Origin of the sequence: Salicola sp. Rm-C-2C1-2 (assembly GCF_040196175.1) — a bacterium.
In the GTDB taxonomy this organism is placed as follows: domain Bacteria; phylum Pseudomonadota; class Gammaproteobacteria; order Pseudomonadales; family Oleiphilaceae; genus Halospina.
This window is the reverse complement of record NZ_JBEFNF010000005.1, coordinates 129801-146149: the sequence shown is the minus strand read 5'-3', so window position 1 is coordinate 146149 and position 16349 is coordinate 129801. Positions and strand designations below refer to the sequence as shown.

The 16349-nt window shown below is 60.6% G+C and carries 14 protein-coding genes; 8 read left to right on the top strand and 6 right to left on the bottom strand.

Annotated features, from left to right (window positions below):
• Positions 1 to 40: 40 nt before the first annotated feature.
• Together AAF659_RS10325 and AAF659_RS10320 are read left to right on the top strand one after the other, a co-directional pair.
• Positions 41 to 430 (top strand): DUF4168 domain-containing protein, encoded by a 390-nt coding sequence (locus AAF659_RS10325; RefSeq protein ID WP_349751667.1) that lies wholly within the window; start codon positions 41 to 43, stop codon positions 428 to 430.
• Between the two features lie 139 nt (positions 431 to 569).
• On the top strand, positions 570 to 1016 hold the full coding sequence (locus AAF659_RS10320) for a DUF4168 domain-containing protein (protein ID WP_349751665.1): 447 nt from the start codon (positions 570 to 572) through the stop codon (positions 1014 to 1016).
• Between the two features lie 55 nt (positions 1017 to 1071).
• Here the strand turns inward: AAF659_RS10320 and AAF659_RS10315 are convergent, their stop codons facing one another.
• Complete coding sequence (locus tag AAF659_RS10315; protein WP_349751664.1) at positions 1072 to 1809, bottom strand: DUF481 domain-containing protein; 738 nt, start codon at positions 1807 to 1809, stop codon at positions 1072 to 1074.
• Between the two features lie 95 nt (positions 1810 to 1904).
• Between AAF659_RS10315 and AAF659_RS10310 the strand changes: the two genes are divergently transcribed.
• Positions 1905 to 2570: an SDR family oxidoreductase gene (locus AAF659_RS10310; RefSeq protein ID WP_349751663.1), complete on the top strand. Its 666-nt coding sequence runs from the start codon at positions 1905 to 1907 to the stop codon at positions 2568 to 2570.
• Here the strand turns inward: AAF659_RS10310 and AAF659_RS10305 are convergent.
• The 3 genes from AAF659_RS10305 to AAF659_RS10295 all read right to left on the bottom strand — a co-directional run bounded on the left by AAF659_RS10305 (position 2559) and on the right by AAF659_RS10295 (position 5560).
• Positions 2559 to 2870: a hypothetical protein gene (locus tag AAF659_RS10305; protein WP_349751662.1), complete on the bottom strand. Its 312-nt coding sequence runs from the start codon at positions 2868 to 2870 to the stop codon at positions 2559 to 2561. The genes AAF659_RS10310 and AAF659_RS10305 overlap by 12 nt on opposite strands.
• Positions 2871 to 2967: 97 nt before the next feature.
• Positions 2968 to 3747 carry a crotonase/enoyl-CoA hydratase family protein gene (locus AAF659_RS10300; RefSeq protein ID WP_349751661.1) on the bottom strand — a complete coding sequence of 260 codons (780 nt, stop codon included), beginning with the start codon at positions 3745 to 3747 and terminating at the stop codon, positions 2968 to 2970.
• Between the two features lie 10 nt (positions 3748 to 3757).
• Positions 3758 to 5560: an acyl-CoA dehydrogenase gene (locus AAF659_RS10295; RefSeq protein ID WP_349751660.1), complete on the bottom strand. Its 1803-nt coding sequence runs from the start codon at positions 5558 to 5560 to the stop codon at positions 3758 to 3760.
• Positions 5561 to 5632: 72 nt separating this feature from the next.
• Here AAF659_RS10295 and AAF659_RS10290 point away from each other — a divergent pair, with 72 nt between their 5' ends.
• Positions 5633 to 6679, top strand: coding sequence for a GlxA family transcriptional regulator (locus tag AAF659_RS10290; RefSeq protein WP_349751659.1), 1047 nt, complete (start codon positions 5633 to 5635; stop codon positions 6677 to 6679).
• Between the two features lie 127 nt (positions 6680 to 6806).
• Positions 6807 to 9101: a TonB-dependent receptor family protein gene (locus AAF659_RS10285; RefSeq protein ID WP_349751658.1), complete on the top strand. Its 2295-nt coding sequence runs from the start codon at positions 6807 to 6809 to the stop codon at positions 9099 to 9101.
• A 299-nt stretch (positions 9102 to 9400) separates the two neighbouring features.
• Here AAF659_RS10285 and AAF659_RS10280 read toward each other — a convergent pair whose 3' ends face one another.
• Positions 9401 to 10846, bottom strand: a complete 1446-nt coding sequence (locus AAF659_RS10280) for an HDOD domain-containing protein (RefSeq protein WP_349751657.1) — start codon at positions 10844 to 10846, stop codon at positions 9401 to 9403.
• A 201-nt stretch (positions 10847 to 11047) separates the two neighbouring features.
• Between AAF659_RS10280 and AAF659_RS10275 the strand changes: the two genes are divergently transcribed.
• The 3 genes from AAF659_RS10275 (at position 11048) to AAF659_RS10265 (ending at position 15040) form a co-directional block, all read left to right on the top strand.
• Positions 11048 to 11599: a PH domain-containing protein gene (locus AAF659_RS10275; protein ID WP_349751656.1), complete on the top strand. Its 552-nt coding sequence runs from the start codon at positions 11048 to 11050 to the stop codon at positions 11597 to 11599.
• Positions 11583 to 13079 (top strand): PH domain-containing protein, encoded by a 1497-nt coding sequence (locus AAF659_RS10270; protein ID WP_349751655.1) that lies wholly within the window; start codon positions 11583 to 11585, stop codon positions 13077 to 13079. The genes AAF659_RS10275 and AAF659_RS10270 overlap by 17 nt, the downstream gene beginning before the upstream one ends.
• A 65-nt stretch (positions 13080 to 13144) precedes the next feature.
• Positions 13145 to 15040: a hypothetical protein gene (locus AAF659_RS10265; RefSeq protein WP_349751654.1), complete on the top strand. Its 1896-nt coding sequence runs from the start codon at positions 13145 to 13147 to the stop codon at positions 15038 to 15040.
• On the opposite strand, the gene AAF659_RS10260 is transcribed toward AAF659_RS10265, so the two are convergent.
• Positions 15037 to 16272 (bottom strand): saccharopine dehydrogenase family protein, encoded by a 1236-nt coding sequence (locus tag AAF659_RS10260; RefSeq protein WP_349751653.1) that lies wholly within the window; start codon positions 16270 to 16272, stop codon positions 15037 to 15039. The two genes, AAF659_RS10265 and AAF659_RS10260, sit on opposite strands and share 4 nt — an antisense overlap.
• Between the last annotated feature and the right edge of the window lie 77 nt (positions 16273 to 16349).

Here is a 16349-nt window from a genome sequence, read left to right as displayed (position 1 = left end):
CAGACACCACTCTGATTTTCCCACCAAGGAGACTTCCATTATGATTCGAATCACCAGTCTTGCGCTTGCACTGGCTCTCGGCCTGACCGGCACCCAAGCCCTCGCCCAGGATTACGGCAGCGGCGAAGAAGGCCAGCAGGATCCGGGCATGGAGCAATCCCAGAAGCCGGCGGACTTCTCTGATGAGGAACTGCAGCAGTTCGTTGACCTGCAGGATCGAATCGGTGAGATCCGCAAGGAATACGTTTCCCAGATCGAGGCAGCGGAGTCAGAAGACAAGGCGCGCAAGCTTCAGCAGGAAGCGCAGTCCGAGATGGTCACCGCCATTGAGGATGCCGGCATGTCCGTTCAGGAGTACAACGCCATTGCCGTGGCGTATAACTCCAACCCGGACATCCAGAAGCGGGTCGACGAGATGGCCGGCGAGTAACCCTTACCACGCAGCCATGAACGCCTCCTTCGGGAGGCGTTTTCTTTTAACACCTGTTCATCCCTTGTTGTTCTGGCACAGCAGTTGATTCCTACCGGGTGTCGCACCACACAACCCGTTACCTTGAGGAGGTATCAACATGAAACTGAAGACTCTTACTGCAGCTGTCGCATTCGCACTCAGTACCGCTGGTATGTCCGCGGTAGCCCAGGACTACAGCAGCGGCAACGGCGCTGAAGGTCAGGGCCAGCAGCAGCAACAACAGCAGGGCGAGGGCCAGGGCCAGGGCCAGGGCCAAAGCATGGGAGCACCGGAACAGCAGCAAAACGCTGACTTCTCCGACAAAGAGCTCAAAAACTTTGTTGAGCTTCAGGACAAAATCGGCAAAGTCCGCGAAGACTATGTCTCGCAGATTGAGTCAGCCGAATCCGAAGACAAAGCCCGCGAACTGCAGCAGAAAGCCCAGACCGAGATGGTCGAGGTGATTGAGGAAGAAGGCATGACCGTTGAGAAATACAACGCCATTGCCGTAGCCTACAATTCCAATCCGGAAATCCAGAAGCGCGTGGACGAGATGTCCAAATAATCGCGCTCCCGGATTACGCTGAAAGCCCCGCCAATGCGGGGTTTTTTATGCCCGGTCAGAATCCGTAGAGGAGGGTCACGGCTGTGATGGTATCCGTTCTCTCGGAATCCTCGGGCGGGTTCGAGTCATGCTCAACGGTGTAAGATAACTTCAGAGCCAGGGAGCTGTTGACGTTCGCCTTCAGGGAGGTCACTGAGCGGGACATGGCTTCGCCATCATCCAGCCTTACCTCAGTTTCCGCTTCCTGCCGCAAGTGCGCGGTTTCGGACAACTGATAACGGAAATCCCCCGCCAGACGGCCAATGGCACCTTCGCGCTCGTCCCCTTCGCCCAACTCCGGCTTATCGAACTTGCTGTAGCGATAACCAAGGCCCGTAGAAAGATCGAAATGGCTATCGCCCTCGCCCCAGAAGCGGCGCCCGTAGCCGGCCGAGGTCGAGGCCTGGAACTGGTAACCACTGAAATCATCATTGGAGTAACGGCCCCGGACAAAGACGAAGTTATTGGGGTTGAACTTGTAGTCCAGCTGGGTGCTGGCGGTATAGCGTTCCGCGGTCCGTTCACCGGACTGCTCCGCATACCGCGACTGGAGCAGAACATTCTGCCGCCAGTTATTCCAGTCGCGGGTCACATCCGCCTCGCCGGAAATGGTGGTTTCCTCGGTATTGCCGGATGTTTCCACGAGCCCCGCCTCAACGGATCCACTCCAGTTGTCCGACTCCTGGGCCAGCGCTGGTGCTGTGAGAGTCAGTGCCAGCGCTGTCGCCATCACTGGCTTTACCAATTGCAACACGTTTTCTTCCTCCAACATTTCGTAATAGAGTATGACAACGATGTAGGTTACCAGATCAGCCTACGGGGAACAGTTACATTGCTACAGGAGGATACATGAGCCAGCACGTGGTCATAACCGGCGCGAACCGTGGTATCGGACTGGAGCTCGCCCGCCAGTGGCATGAACGCGGGGATCGGGTAACGGCCCTGTGCCGGGCGGCCTCGGATGAGCTCAAGTCCTTGGGCGTCAACATCATTGAGGGTGTGGATGTCACTGACGACATCAGTCTCGGTAAGGCAAGACGTAATCTCGAGGGCGAGACGATTGATGTGCTCTACAACAACGCCGGCCTTATGACCGATGAGAACCTCAAGGACATGGACTGGGACCGCATCCAGACCGAATTCGAGGTCAACACTCTGGGGCCACTGAAAGTGACCGATTCACTGCTTGAGCTGATCCCGAAAAACGGCAAAGTGGCCATGATGACCTCGCGAATGGGGTCAATAGCGGACAATGACTCGGGCGGGCGTTATGGTTATCGGATGACCAAAGCGGCACTCAATGCAGCCGCGAAATCACTCGCGGTCGATCTGCAGCCCAGGGGCATCAGCGTCGGCATCCTGCATCCGGGTTACGTTCAGACGGCCATGACCGGCAATACCGGCCACCTCACACCGGATGAAGCTGCGCAACGACTGATCCAGCGGGTGGATGAGCTGAATCAGGAGAACAGCGGCAGCTTCCGCCACTCGGACGGCTCCGAATTACCCTGGTGAGTTGCTGCGCGAAACCTTGCGACGACGGCGGTGGCTGACCTTCACGCCACTGCCCTCTTCCTGCTGGGGCTTGCCGGTGGTCTGCGCCACATGCGGGCCACCCTCTTCCGGCCAAGCTTCCTCAAACGCCTGATAGCCTTCACGGATCAAACGCACCAACTCCAGAGACTGCATGCCGTCAGGCACTTTCGAGGGACTGCCTGAGAAATGCTTGGTCCGAGGGCGCCCCTCAAATGTCAGCTCCAGGCCGCTGCTGTGACGAGCCTTCTGGCCCTCCACGTCGATCTGCCAGTCGTCCATCGTGTTCGATCTCTTGCAAGGTTACAACCAATTAAGATTGGCAGCATATCGGGGCACCAACCATGGATCAACCGGCGTCTCCGCACTCGACACGCAATCAGCGCCCTCTGAAAACGGCATCGCGGCGTTCCAGAAAAGACTGTATACCTTCCTGAACGTCGTCACTGCGCATCACCGGTGCAAGCTCAGGGAAAAGGCGTGCTTTGGCCGCGTCATGCCCTTCAGTCCTGGCGATACGGGAGGAGCGCAGACTACCCTGAACACCAAGCGGTGCGGCATGGGCGACCTTTTGCGCCAGCTCACGGGCACGCTCGAGCTGTTCTCCTGGCGCCACCAGCTGCTGAACCAGGCCCCATTCGTGGGCCTGGGAGGCACTCCATTCGTCACCGGTCAGCAGGTAGCGTTGCGCGTTGGCCCAACCAATTTCCTCCTGCAGGCGGATGGTCGCGCCGCCGCAAGCGAAGATGCCCCGCCTAACCTCCAGCTGACCATAGCGGGTATTGTGCGCGGCCACCCGGATGTCCGTGTTGAGCATCATCTCCACACCACAGGTAAAGCAGATCCCCTGAGTGGCGTAGACCACGGGCTTGTCCATGGCTGGCCCAACGATCCCGAAAGGGTCCATCTCCCCCTCGTTCAGGGTCAGCCCCTCGCCGTTGGCGAACACCCCTGCCCAGTCGTCCAGCTCCAGACCCGAGGTGAAGTGCTCGCCCTCGGCATAGACCAACCCCACACGCAGCTCCGGGTCCCGATTGAGCCAGCCGTAGGCGGCGGCAACGTCGTGGTACATCTGCCGGTTCATGGCGTTCATTTTCTCCGGCCGGTTCAGGCCGATGAAAAGGATGTGATCTTGCGCTTCAACGTTAACCAGACTCATAGCCGCCTCCTCAGAACCAGTCGTCACGCATGGCATAGCAGGTATCATCCTGATTCTGAAGAAGAACCAGATCCTGGGCGACCGTTGGCAGCTCCCAGTGGAAGAAGTACTGGGCCGCCTGAAGCTTACCCTGGTAGAACGCCTCATCCGCCTCTGAGAGCTGCCCCGACAGCGTTTCACTGGCAGCGTTGGCCTGGCGCAGCCACATCCAGGCCACGCAGATATGACCAAAGAGGCGCAGATAGACGCTGGCATTCGCCAGCCCCTTCTCTGGAGCCTCCTGCGCCAGCGCCTGACCCAGGGACTGGGTGACCTTACCCGCCTGCTGCAGGGTTTCGCTCAGTGAATGGGCCCATTGCCGGCAACGTTCGTCGGGCGCCTTCTGCAGGTCCGCCTGGATCGCCCCGAACAATTGCTGGATGGCCTCGCCGTTGCCCTGCCAGACCTTACGCCCCAGCAGGTCCATGGCCTGGATCCCGTTGGTCCCCTCATGGATGGGGTTGAGGCGGTTATCCCGCCAGCACTGCTCTACCGGGTATTCGCGGGTATAGCCGGAACCGCCGTACACCTGGATCGCGAGGTCATTGGCCTTCGGGCCGTACTCTGAGGGCCAGGCCTTGATCACCGGCGTCAGCAGATCCAGCATCTGGCGTGCCTGGCGGCGCTGCGCCTCATCCGGGTGCGTATGGCTGTCGTCCATCAGCCGCGCGCCGTAGAAGCAGAGCGCAAGTGCGCCTTCCATCCAGGACTTCTGCGCCAGCAGCATGCGTCGTACGTCCGCATGCTGGATGATCGGTACCGGCTCGGCGGTCGGGTCCTTCTCGGAAGGTGGCCGTCCCTGCCGGCGATCGCGGGCGTATTCCAGACTATGCTGATAGCCCCTGTAACCGATGGCGGCCGCGCCAAAGCCCACTCCGACCCGCGCTTCGTTCATCATCTGGAACATGTACTTGAGTCCCTGGTGGGGGTCGCCCACCAGGTAGCCGTGACAGTCCGCGTCGTCACCGAAACTCAACGCTGTGGAGGTGGTCCCCCTGTACCCGAGCTTATGGATCAGGCCGGCGAGCCCCACCCCGTTGCGCTCGCCGGGCTCACCATTCTCATCGAGCCGGTACTTGGGCACGATGAACATAGAAATGCCCTTGACTCCATCTGGCGCACCCCGCATGCGCGCCAGCACGAGATGGACGATGTTGTCACTGAGTTCATGCTCACCGCCTGAGATCCAAATTTTGGCGCCCTTGATCAGGTAGTGGCCCTCGTCCGTGGGCTTGGCCGAGGTGCGAATATCGGCCAGTGACGAGCCCGCCTGAGGCTCACTCAGCGCCATGGTGCCGGTAAAGCGCCCTTCCAGCATCGGTTGCAGGAACCATTGCTGCTGTTGCTCGGAGCCAAAGGTCCGGATGACGTTGGCGGCCGCCGTCGTCAGGAAGGGATAGCCCGCCGTGCTGGGATTGGCCGCCATGAAAAAGCCATTGCAGGCCGTCATGACGGTCTCGGGCAGTTGCATGCCGCCCAGATCGTAATCATAGCGCCCCGCAATGAATCCGGCTTCGGCGTAGGCATCCACCGCCGCTTTCACTTCCGGGCGCATGACCACCCGGCCATCCTCAAAACGGGGCTCTTCCTTGTCCGCCAGGCTGTTGTGGCTGGCGAATTGCTCCCGGGCGATCCGCTCTGCGGTATCGAACACCGCATCGAAGGTCTCGCGGCTGTGGTCGCTGAAGCGCTCACGCTCGCTTAGGGATTCGGTGTCCAGCACTTCGTAGAGCTGGAAGGCCAGGTCGCGTCGATCAAGCAGGGTATCGGCCATGACGATTGAGTCTCCGCTGGTTTATTCCGTTCCCACGTTGCCACAACCGGCCATGGCCGCCTACTGTCATCAATGACACAATATTGGCTGATCCTGCCACCCATCGATGCCGGAATGCCGCAGTCGGAACACTACCAGATCACCATAATCGGCTTCGAGAAAGCCCTGGCCACCGCCATTACCGGCGTCATGGACCTGTTCCGGATGGCGGGTGTGACCTGGGCCCGCATCCACGATGAACAGCCGGAACCCAGGTTCAGCGTCACCCTGGCGACCGCCGATGGTGGTCCCTGCCATTGCGTCAATGGCGTCAGCCTCATGGCCGGTAGCCGCTGGGATGCGGCGCCCCCCGCCGACCTGATGATCATTCCGACCATCGGTGGCGACATTGATGAGACCCTGAATGCCAACCGGGCGCTACTCCCCCTGCTCCGGCGTTGGCATGACGAAGGCCGCGACCTGGCCAGTAACTGCACGGGTGCTTTCCTGCTTGGGGAGGCGGGCCTTCTGGACGGTCGCGAGGCCACCACCCACTGGGGCTACAGTGGCCTTTTCCGCGAACGCTACCCGGAGGTGGACCTGTGTCCGCACCGTCTGATCACAGCGGACGACAATGTCTTCTGCGCGGGCGGCGGCATGGCCTGGCTGGATCTGGGCCTTTTCCTGGTGGAACGCTACTGTGGCGTGGATACCGCCCGCGCCCTGGCCCGGGCCTTCGTCATGGACATGGGGCGGGAAAGCCAGGCCGCCTATGGCAGCATCCATGCCCGACGCTACCACCAGGACGAGGCCATCAGCGCGGTGCAGGACTGGCTGGCCGAACACCTGGCCGAATCCATCCGCATGGACGAACTGGCCGAACGCTTCCACATGACCCCGCGCACCTTCAAGCGCCGCTTCCGCAACGCCACCGGCGACACGCCCCTCCGCTATCTCCAGCAGCTGCGTGTGGAAAAGGCCAAGAAACTGCTGGAACAGCCCCACCGACGCCTGTCAGAAATCACCCGGGCGGTAGGCTACGAAGACACCAGCGCCTTTTCCCGTCTCTTCCATGCCCGTACCGGCATGACGCCAGGGGCCTACCGCAGCCGATTCCTGCCTTCAAAGCCTCCTGGATAATCTGCATCACGGAAAGATTGACACCGCATTAATCTAAGAATAATCTTTTGCCCTCAATAATCATTCGCATTACGTTTATTCATCAGCAAGACCCGCATCCAATCCACCAGAGGAAGACAGAACAATCATGCAGCGCATCCAATCCCGACGCAGAACCCTCACCCTGGCCATTGCCGCGATGCTCACCGCGGGCGCTGCCCAGGCCCAGGAAAACGGATCCCAGCAGGATTTCACACTGGATCAGCTCACCATCACCGGCGGCCCGGAACGCATCAGCAATGTACCCGGCTCGGCCCATGTGATTGATGAGGAAGCACTGGATCGGCACAACTACGGGGACCCCATCCGGGTACTCAGGCAGATCCCCGGTGTTAACATGCGTCAGGAGGACGGCTTCGGCCTCTTCCCCAACATCGGCATGCGGGGCACAGCCACCGGGCGCAGCAGCAAGATCACGCTGATGGAGGACGGCATCCTGGCCGCCCCCGCCCCCTATGCGGCGCCGTCCGCCTACTACTTCCCACCGGTTGGGCGCATGCACAACGTCGAGGCGCGCAAGGGCTCCAGCGCCATCCAGTATGGCCCCTACACCAACGGCGGCGCCCTCAACATGATCTCCACGCCGATCCCGTCCAAGGAATTCAGCGGCCGCATCCAGTCGATGCTCGGCTCCGACGGCGGGGAACGCCATCACGCCCATATCGGTGGCTCCGAGGGTCAATGGGGCTGGATGATCGAGGGCTATACCGACGGCTCCGACGGCTTCCGCGACCTGGATACCCCGCGCGATGTGCAGGGCCAGCGCAGCGAGAACCTCAGCGAGCAGGACACCGGCTTTGAGCGCCGCGAATTCGTGGGCAAGCTGCGTTGGCACTCCGCCCCGGGCGCCGAGTACTACCAGCAAGTAGACCTGAAGGTTGGCATGAGCGAGCGCGACGCCAACGAAAGCTACATGGGCCAGACCCTGTCCGACTTCCAGGATGATCCCTATCGTCGCTATGCCGCCTCGGCCCAGGACCGCTTCCACAGCGAGCGTGAGCAGTACAGCCTGACCCACTACATCGAGTTCTCGGAGGATCTCGATCTGACCACCACGCTGTACCGGAACGACTTTGAACGGAACTGGTACAAGCTTGGCAACGTGAACGGCACGAGCCACAACGAGATTATTACCAACCCCGATGACAATCAGGCCCTGCTGAGCTGGCTCAAGGGCAGCCCAGTATCTGGCGATGCCTACGAGGGCCCAGGCAATACTGGTCCAATTGCCAACGTGGATGCCGGCAACCGCAAATACTACAGCCAGGGCATCCAGACGGAACTCGGCTACCGCTTCACCACCGGCGCCATCCAGCACGACCTGGACGTGGGCCTGCGCGTTCACGAGGACGAGATCGACCGGCATGAGTGGGACGATGAGTACGCCATGACGGCTAACGGCTCCATGGTGTTCACTGGCACCAGCGGCGGCCCGCGCACCGGCTCCAACCGCAAGACCGAGGCGGATGCCATTGCCGGTTACGTGCTCAACACCATGTCCTTCGGCCGCTGGCAGGTAATGCCGGGCGTGCGCTATGAGTCCATTGATCTGGAACGGACCGAGTTTGGTGATGTGGCGCGGAACAACGTCACCGGTGGCCGGGAAAACAGCTACGACGTGGTCACACCGGGCATTGGCGCGACCTACCAGGTCAACGATGCACTGACGCTTTTGGGAGGTGTGCACCGTGGTTTCTCCCCAGCGGGCTCCAAGCCGGATGCGGAAGAGGAGACCAGCATCAATTACGAGCTGGGTGCCCGTTACGACCAGGGCGCCTTTTCCTCTGAGCTGATCGCGTTCTACAACGACTACGACAACCTGCTTGCCGAATGCAGCCTTTCCTCCGGCTGCAGCAGTCAGCAAGTACAGAAAGGCGAGACTTTCAACGGCGGCGAAGTCGAGATCCAGGGGCTGGAGGCAACAGCACTCTATGACCTGGGGGCAGACCAGCAGCTCGGCGTCAACCTACCGCTCAGTGTGACCTATACCTACACAGAGTCGGAATTCACCAGCAACAACATTGATCGTGAGTTCGCTTCCTGGGGCAATGCCCAGAAAGGCGACGAACTACCGAACATCCCCGAACACCAGCTGACGCTGACAGCGGGCATTGAGACGGGCCCCTGGTCCGGTGACGTGACCGGCAACTATGTCAGCGATGCCCGGTCTGAAGCCGGCAGTGGTGCCATCCCCGCTGATAAGACGATCGAGTCACGATTCCTGGTGGACGTTTCCGGTCGCTACGCATTCACCGACCAGGTAAGCGGTATCGTCAGCGTCGAGAACGCCACGGATAAAGAATACATCTCGTCCTGGAACCCAGCAGGTGCCCGCCCCGGCATGCCGCGCACCTACTGGGCCGGTGTTGAAGTGGACTTCTAGCGCCATCGCATTCAGGTTACCCGGCAACAGTGACATGACACGCCGAGGGGCCTTCGGGCCCCTTTACTTACAACGGAGTCACGCTTTTCTTGAGCAACCCGACCAACCCAACAACCAGTAAATTATCGTTTGCATTTGTTACTGGTTTTCATTTAATATAAAAATATCGGGGTCAACGGCTCCGATATCTGGGCAATCTGACCTTAGCAAGGGTCATGGCATGACAGGGATGTCACATCCTCTCGGGGGCCTCAGGGCCCCCACCTTTTGTAGGCCAACAGCCCGGATCCTTTCTGTCATCATCCCGACGTCTCGGACAGGTTGTTAAGACAGAGCTGCGCCTGCTGCGCAAAATGGCTGAACGCCTGAAACTGCTCACGATCCGGTGGCTGATAGAGATCACTGTTGTCGGCATAGAAAAGACCAACCACCCGCTCGCCCACCATCAATGGCCCGAAAAGCCCTGTCCTTCGTCCAATGTGGCGATCGAACCCCGGACGTTCATAATTTTTCCATGGCTTGTCTTCCGGATTCGACAGGAACAGACACTCACCTGCCGTAGCCGCCCTGGCCAGCAGATCACGACCCTGCATGTCGATGATGAACTCGTCACGCCAGTGCGCCGTTCCCTCTCCCAGCACCTTGCGCGTAATCAGATTCTGCCCTTTACGATCCCGCATCAATAGCACAACACGCTGCAAACCAATGGCGCGGTGCATGCCCTCCACCACAGTCTGGAACACTAAATTCAGATCCGGGTTATCCACCAGCAACTCGGAGAGTTCACGCAGGATTCGAAGCTGAAGCATGGAATCGCCATGGGAATCCAGCTGACCTTCGCCGGCGGTGTCGTCGTCATCATCACGCTGCGGCAGCAGCGCTGTAACCTGAGGCATGCCGTAGGAAACCGCCACTTCCGCCGCTTCCCGGGAATTCTCCTGGATTTTTTCCTGCAACTCCGTTTTCGATTCCTTCAGAGATCCGGCCAGTTTCTCCACGACCTGCTCCACCTGCCGGTCGTGCCATCCGCGCTCGGAGGCTTCCGCCAGTGTTAGCGAATGGCGTACCAATGCTGATGCGGCGGAGTTCGCCTTGCCGGAAGAGACCACCTCTTTGACCAGCGGCCCCAGTGACCAGGTAGAGGCCAGCCCGCGGGTAATACTGGCAAAACTCGCTCCGATGACTTCCTTCTGGGCTGCCACCGGGTCCATCTGGTTCATCTTCCGATCCAGTTCATCCGCCTGGGGAATACGGCAGGCCCAGAAGGCCAACTCACCGATATGACTCAACAGCGCCGCAACGAAAACTTCTTCCTTTTTATCCGAGCTGCGTGAGGGCAGCAGGGATCGGGCCTGGACAGCAGCGTGCAACGACCGGGCCAGGCAGCGTAGAAGATGGGTGCGGGGATTGCGTGAGAGCAGTGCATCAATAACCAGCGAGGATATGGCCATGGCGCGCACGGCATCAAAACCAATCAGCGTGATAGCCCGGCTGACAGTACTGACACTTACGCGGGAACGGTTGTAGAAAACCGTATTGGAAAGCCGCAGGACCTGGGAGGTCAGGTCCGCGTCCTTGAGGATGACATCCGCAAGCTGGTTCACAGTGGAACTGTCACTGTCCGTGAGCTGGCTGATCTCCCTGAGCGTTTCCGCCAGCACCGGCATCTCCGCCTGGCTGAGGTACCGCACCCAGTCATTCGAGGATCCCCGGGTCGGGGGTTGCGTTGGTCCCGTTTCGGCCATGACACCTCTCACAGAAGCCGCTTTATGATTGCCCTTTAATCATACCAGCATAGATCACCAGCGCCGCCGCACCAGCATAAAACGCTAACGCCAAAGGCTGCCGATCCACCGGCCTCGTCAGGCGTCCGGGCCCGGAGCTTGCAACAGCAGCCGCTCGCCCCTGATACTTTGCACTCTCACACCCGGTCCCCTGGGATGCCCATGCCGCCATCGTTCTCCAACGCTGATCTCGATTCAGGACAACTGCCCAGCATTGAACAGGCCCACTGGCAGACGCTCGCGCCGAGCTATGCACGCATGGCCCTGCTCAGCGGGCTCGGGTTCTGGTTACCTGCCGGGATCGGGGGGCTCGCCCTCAGCGCCCTTGGCCTGATCCCCGTTACAACCATGCTGGTGGCCACCGCATGGCTTCTCCTGCTGATCCCGACCCTGCTGAGCTACCCCGCCGCCAGGGTAAAGCGCTACGCCATCCGTGAGCAGGACGTCCTCTTCCATGAAGGGCTGCTCTGGAAGAGTACCACCGTTATTCCGCGCAATCGTATTCAGCATATCCAGACCGAGAACGGCCCGCTGGAGCGCTGGTTTGGACTGGTCACGCTCAAATGTTATGGCGCAGGCGGCCAGCAGGCGGATCTGGTCATTCCCGGGCTGGAAGAACCCCTGGGGCAGCGCCTGCGCCAGTACCTGCTCAACCAGGCTGACGATAGGGACGAACCGGAGCCCGACGAGGGAAACGATGATGTACCGCAGTGACTGGCACCGGGTCTCGCCTCTGGCCATCATCCACCATGGTCTGGTCTTTTTGCGCCAGCTGGTGGGCAGCAACCCTGGCCCGCTTCTGGGGCTTATTGCGGGCACGTTCGCGTTTGCCCGCGAATCCCCACTGATGATCGCCACCACCGTCCTGACACTGGTCATTCTGGGTGTCGCAATGGCGGTCATGAGCTGGCTGCGTTTCCTCTACCGGGTTCACGATGGCGCCATTCAGGTCCAGCAGGGCGTATTCACCCGCCATAAGCTGACACTGGCATTCGAGCGCATACAGAACGTAAGGCTGGAACGCCCGATCTATCTCAGACCGTTCGGACTCGCGCGCCTGACCATTGAATCCGCCGGATCTGCCAGTGAAGAAGTGCACCTGCCGGGTATTGCGTTGGCGGAGGCGCAAAGGCTCAGAGACCGGGCGCTGGATGAAGGGGACGCCCAGTACAATTCGGGCCCGGAGGACACCGCGAGCACATCGCCCGCATCCCATGTACTGCTGGGACGTCGCCCTTGCGACCTGATCATCTATGGCATCAGCAGCCCTGCGATCCTCTGGGGCGGCGCCATTGCTGCCTCAATCATGGGCGCCCTGACCCGGAACATGGACGACAGTGATAGCCAACAGGCCGAAAAGACCATGGATGCGGCCATTGAAGCCATGCCAGCCTGGTTCCCGGAGTCACTGGTGTTGCCCCTGGCCCTGTTGCTCCTGCTGATCGTGATGGCCATTGCCTCGGTCGTCATGGCCCTGGTCCGTTACCAGGGTTACCAGCTGTTCCGCGAAGGCGAGCGCTACCGAATCACCTCGGGCTTGCTGACCCAACGTGAACAGGGCATCCGCCACCAACGCATACAGCACCTGCATCTAGCGCAGAGCTTTATCGCCCGCTTGTTCTGCCGGCACCATCTCAGCTGTCACCCCATAGGTCCCTCGCTGCCGGATCAGCCCGATGCCGGCGGAGCGCTTCTGGCGCCCTCGCTTAATGCGGCAGAACAGACCCGAATTATCCAGACGCTCTACCCAGGTCTGGACTGGCAAGGACTGCGCTTTCAGCCTGTCAGTGCCCGCTTCATGCTGCCCCGACTGGTGCTCTGGGCAACCCTGACGGTAGCCGCTGCCCTCTGGGTTTTCACCAGTGACATGCCAGCCTGGATTCTGAGCGCGCTACTTCCGGCGCCGCCACTGATCGGTCTCAACTGGTGTCGCCAGGGCTGGTGCCTGCAAGGGGAGCGGGTTATCCTGCGCGGCGGCCTTATTGGCTGTCACTACACCATTTTCGACGCCTACCGGGTACAGACGTTGCGGCTTTTCCAGAACCCGCTCCAACGCCGCGCAGGCCTGGCTAATCTGGGCATCCGTCTAGGCTCCGGTGGCTTCCGGATTCCATTCATCCCCTGGCGGAGCGGTACCGGTCTCATGGACCAGCTTCTGTGGCGGGTTGAAACCAGCCGTGCGCCTTGGCTGTAGTCCCTCGTCTACCCTGTAGGTGATAGAATCATCGAGAAAGTACCCGCAACCACCGGACAGTCACCTTGTTCCAGCTTCTCAATCGCCAGGGCCTCGACCGCAATAACCGCGAGGCCGAGGATGAAGGTAACACCATCAACCTGGAACGGGTCGGGCGTACCCGCATTGAGGATCTGGTTTCCAGCACCCGTGAGGTTCCCTGGGCGCTGACACTGGCCCAGCTGCTTTGGACTGCGGGTCCGGTCACCTTCCTGGCACTTCAGGGCGGCTCGCTGATGGGTTACGGCGAGCCTGTCAAATTCCAGACCTACCTGTTCTTCGCCATCTACGTGATCATCGCCGCGATCATCGGCGTGGTCGCCCGCATCATGGCGACCACCATCCGCGGCCGGAAACAGGACAAAGCACGCACCAATATCACGCGTACCCTGGACATGATCCCTGATCTCATTTTCACAACCAGGGACCTTCACCTGGGGACACTGACCAAGCCCGAACGCCAGCGTGATGCCGCTTCCATTCTGCTGCGTAAACACGACCTGGGCTCGAACACCATCTCGGTCGCCGTCTACGACCTGACCAATGACAACACCCTCGCCACCCTGGCCGAGGAAATCGAGGTGTTCCGACGGGCGGGCATGTTCAGCCGTATCCGGGATCTCAACCGCCGCTATGAGGAACACATCGAAGCCGGGCTGACCCAGCTCCAGGGCTATTCCGGGGAAATCGCCGACCTGCTGCGCGAGCGTCTCCAGGGGATTGCCCCCAACCAGGACGAGGGCGTCGCCCGTGGGGATCATTTCATCAGCCAGATCTATTCCGCCGCGCACCAGGAGGATCTATCGCTGATGACGCTGGAGGATGTGGAGGATCTACTGGGCCTAGCCTTTGAACTGCTCAGCGGCCGTGAGATCACCCGGCTGACCATTGACTACGAGGGCGACTGGCAACTCGCGCGCGCGCTGGACGAACTGGAACGCTGGCATAACGCCTACCGGCAGGTAAAAGCCTCCGCCGTGCTCTATCTGCGAGAGCTGGCCTACTTCCTGATTGAGACCGGGCTGACCCCGCTGGATAACAGCGTTCTGGATGCCGACACTGATACCCTGCTTCAGGAAACAAGTAACGCACTCACACGCCTGGTGGGCCGGCTGCGTTGGTCCGGCCAGAATGAACTCCAGAACAACCGCCGTGCCGTGCGCAACCTGCGCATGGCTCTGCGTTACGCCAAGCTCACCCGTCAGGCTGTGGCGCGCCTTCAGGACCGTTACGTGCGTTACGTCCGCGCTCTCGAGCGCTGGACACTGCTGCGCGAGCGTCTGTTCGAAAACGAGCTTCTGGCCCAGCCCGGCGCGGGACTGCGCATCCGGGAAAGCACCACAGCGCTCAATGATGAACAGAAACTTGAGTTTGCGAGCCAGTTCGTACGCTACCTGAACGACCATGGCATTGAGCCGGGTAACATGGGGGTACTCCGGCATGACTCTCCGATGTCCGTCCAGCATGCCAAGCACCTGGCGATACGGGTGCTACTGATCCTGCGACCGCTCATCGATCTGGATAACCCCAGTGTCCAGCGCGCTCTGGAGAGCAGCCGGGGCGCTTATCTGGAAGGACTGGAAATGGGGTTCAGCGCTGATGCTAAAGCCGGGCTGGGCGCAGCCGTTGTCAAGGAGCTTTCGGATAACCTGGGGCCAGCCTCGGAACTGATCGCTCTGAGGTTGGCCAAGATCTATCGGATGCCACTCGCTGACAACGTCAGGGATTTCCTGGTGGAACACTACGGTGCCAACCCGGACCGTCTCCAGTTCATCTCAGACTCAGCCAGCGATGACGAGCCGGACGAGGCCCCACCCATTCCCCATGCCCCCGCCATGGTCCACAACTATGAGGAATGGCGGGCACCCATCGAGGCAGCGGAGGGGTTACTCGGACAGCTGCTCAGGCAAGTGGAAAGCTAGTTCTCAAGCAACTGGAACGTCATGCCGGAAGCGTTCTGAAGGCGTTCCAGAAGCTGCCCGTTCAGGGCCGTAGCCGGCGTCCAGAAGCCACCGCCCACCTGCTCCCGGTCAACGTCACGCGCCAGACACACACCTGCCTGACCGAGCATTTTCGAGGTAGCCCCGTAACCGGGATCGCGGTCGCCCGTTACCTTGCCACGCAGCGTCTCACCGTCCTCGGTCTCACCAAAGAAGCGCAGATCGAAAAAGCCTTTCTCGCGGGAATCACGGGACGGGCCCTGGCCGGGCTTGGGCACCACGAACCGCTCCAGTAGCCACCGGGTCGGTGCCATCGAAGCCCCCAGCATGAAACCGGCCATGGCGCCGGTCATGCCCCAGCCGGTGACACGCCCTTTCAGACCCTGGCCCATCATCACGCCCTCGTCATAACGGAAATCACTGCCATAGGACTTGCTGGAAAGCGCATTGGAACGATGCACTACGCGGGTATTGATAGCTGCCATCACAAACGGCGCGGTCCAGGCCCGGAAGTCCTGATCGTATTCCGCCTTTTTCACGGTATGCTGTCGTGCGGTGAAGCCGTGATTAGGCGGGCAGATGGAGTAGGGATTGGCCAGCTCCCGGCGCAGCTCCGGATTGGAGGAGGCTTCCTTCACCACATTGAGAAGGCTGGCCACAGTGCCACCGGACAGTTCTCCCTTGGCCGCCTTCACTCGCATGCTGACGCGAGTCAGCGGCTTGCCATAGCGTGCCTGCGCCTGTTCCTGCATGAACCAGACGCCCATATCGGACGGAATGGAATCAAAACCACAGCAGTTGACAATGCGCGCTCCTGAGTCCTGGGCCGTGGCCTCATACTTGTGGATCATCTGGCGCAGCCACTGCACCTCACCGGTCAGATCGCAGTAATCCGTACCGCTCTCGGCGCAAACCCGGACCAGGGGCTCACCGTGGATGGCGTAGGGGCCGACGGTGGAGATCACTACGCGCGCGCCGTCGCACATAGCCCTCAGTTCGCCCTCATCAGAGGCATCCGCCACGATCACAGGCAGATCCGCGGCCATGGACCCCAGTTCTGAGCGCAGTGACTCCAGCTTCTGCTCCGACCGCCCCGCAATGGCCCAGGTCAGATCCTCGCCGACACCAAAAGTGTGCAGCAGGTACTCGGACAGGAGGCGCCCCACGAAACTTGTGGCGCCGAAGACAACGACGTCGTATCCGTTCTGATTCATCATGATGTCCTTGTGCGGTTGCGTGAAAAGCCTTTGATGGCAACTACCGTGATGATACGCACGCAAAACGCTGGATG

Bases quoted from the DNA above. Each gene is read 5' to 3' on its own strand.
- AAF659_RS10325 (WP_349751667.1), top strand. From the start codon at position 41: ATGATTCGAATCACCAGTCTTGCGCTTGCACTGGCTCTCGGCCTGACC.
- AAF659_RS10320 (WP_349751665.1), top strand. From the start codon at position 570: ATGAAACTGAAGACTCTTACTGCAGCTGTCGCATTCGCACTCAGTACC.
- AAF659_RS10310 (WP_349751663.1), top strand. From the start codon at position 1,905: ATGAGCCAGCACGTGGTCATAACCGGCGCGAACCGTGGTATCGGACTG.
- AAF659_RS10305 (WP_349751662.1), bottom strand. From the start codon at position 2,870: ATGGACGACTGGCAGATCGACGTGGAGGGCCAGAAGGCTCGTCACAGC.
- AAF659_RS10300 (WP_349751661.1), bottom strand. From the start codon at position 3,747: ATGAGTCTGGTTAACGTTGAAGCGCAAGATCACATCCTTTTCATCGGC.
- AAF659_RS10295 (WP_349751660.1), bottom strand. From the start codon at position 5,560: ATGGCCGATACCCTGCTTGATCGACGCGACCTGGCCTTCCAGCTCTAC.
- AAF659_RS10290 (WP_349751659.1), top strand. From the start codon at position 5,633: ATGACACAATATTGGCTGATCCTGCCACCCATCGATGCCGGAATGCCG.
- AAF659_RS10285 (WP_349751658.1), top strand. From the start codon at position 6,807: ATGCAGCGCATCCAATCCCGACGCAGAACCCTCACCCTGGCCATTGCC.
- AAF659_RS10280 (WP_349751657.1), bottom strand. From the start codon at position 10,846: ATGGCCGAAACGGGACCAACGCAACCCCCGACCCGGGGATCCTCGAAT.
- AAF659_RS10275 (WP_349751656.1), top strand. From the start codon at position 11,048: ATGCCGCCATCGTTCTCCAACGCTGATCTCGATTCAGGACAACTGCCC.
- AAF659_RS10270 (WP_349751655.1), top strand. From the start codon at position 11,583: ATGATGTACCGCAGTGACTGGCACCGGGTCTCGCCTCTGGCCATCATC.
- AAF659_RS10260 (WP_349751653.1), bottom strand. From the start codon at position 16,272: ATGAATCAGAACGGATACGACGTCGTTGTCTTCGGCGCCACAAGTTTC.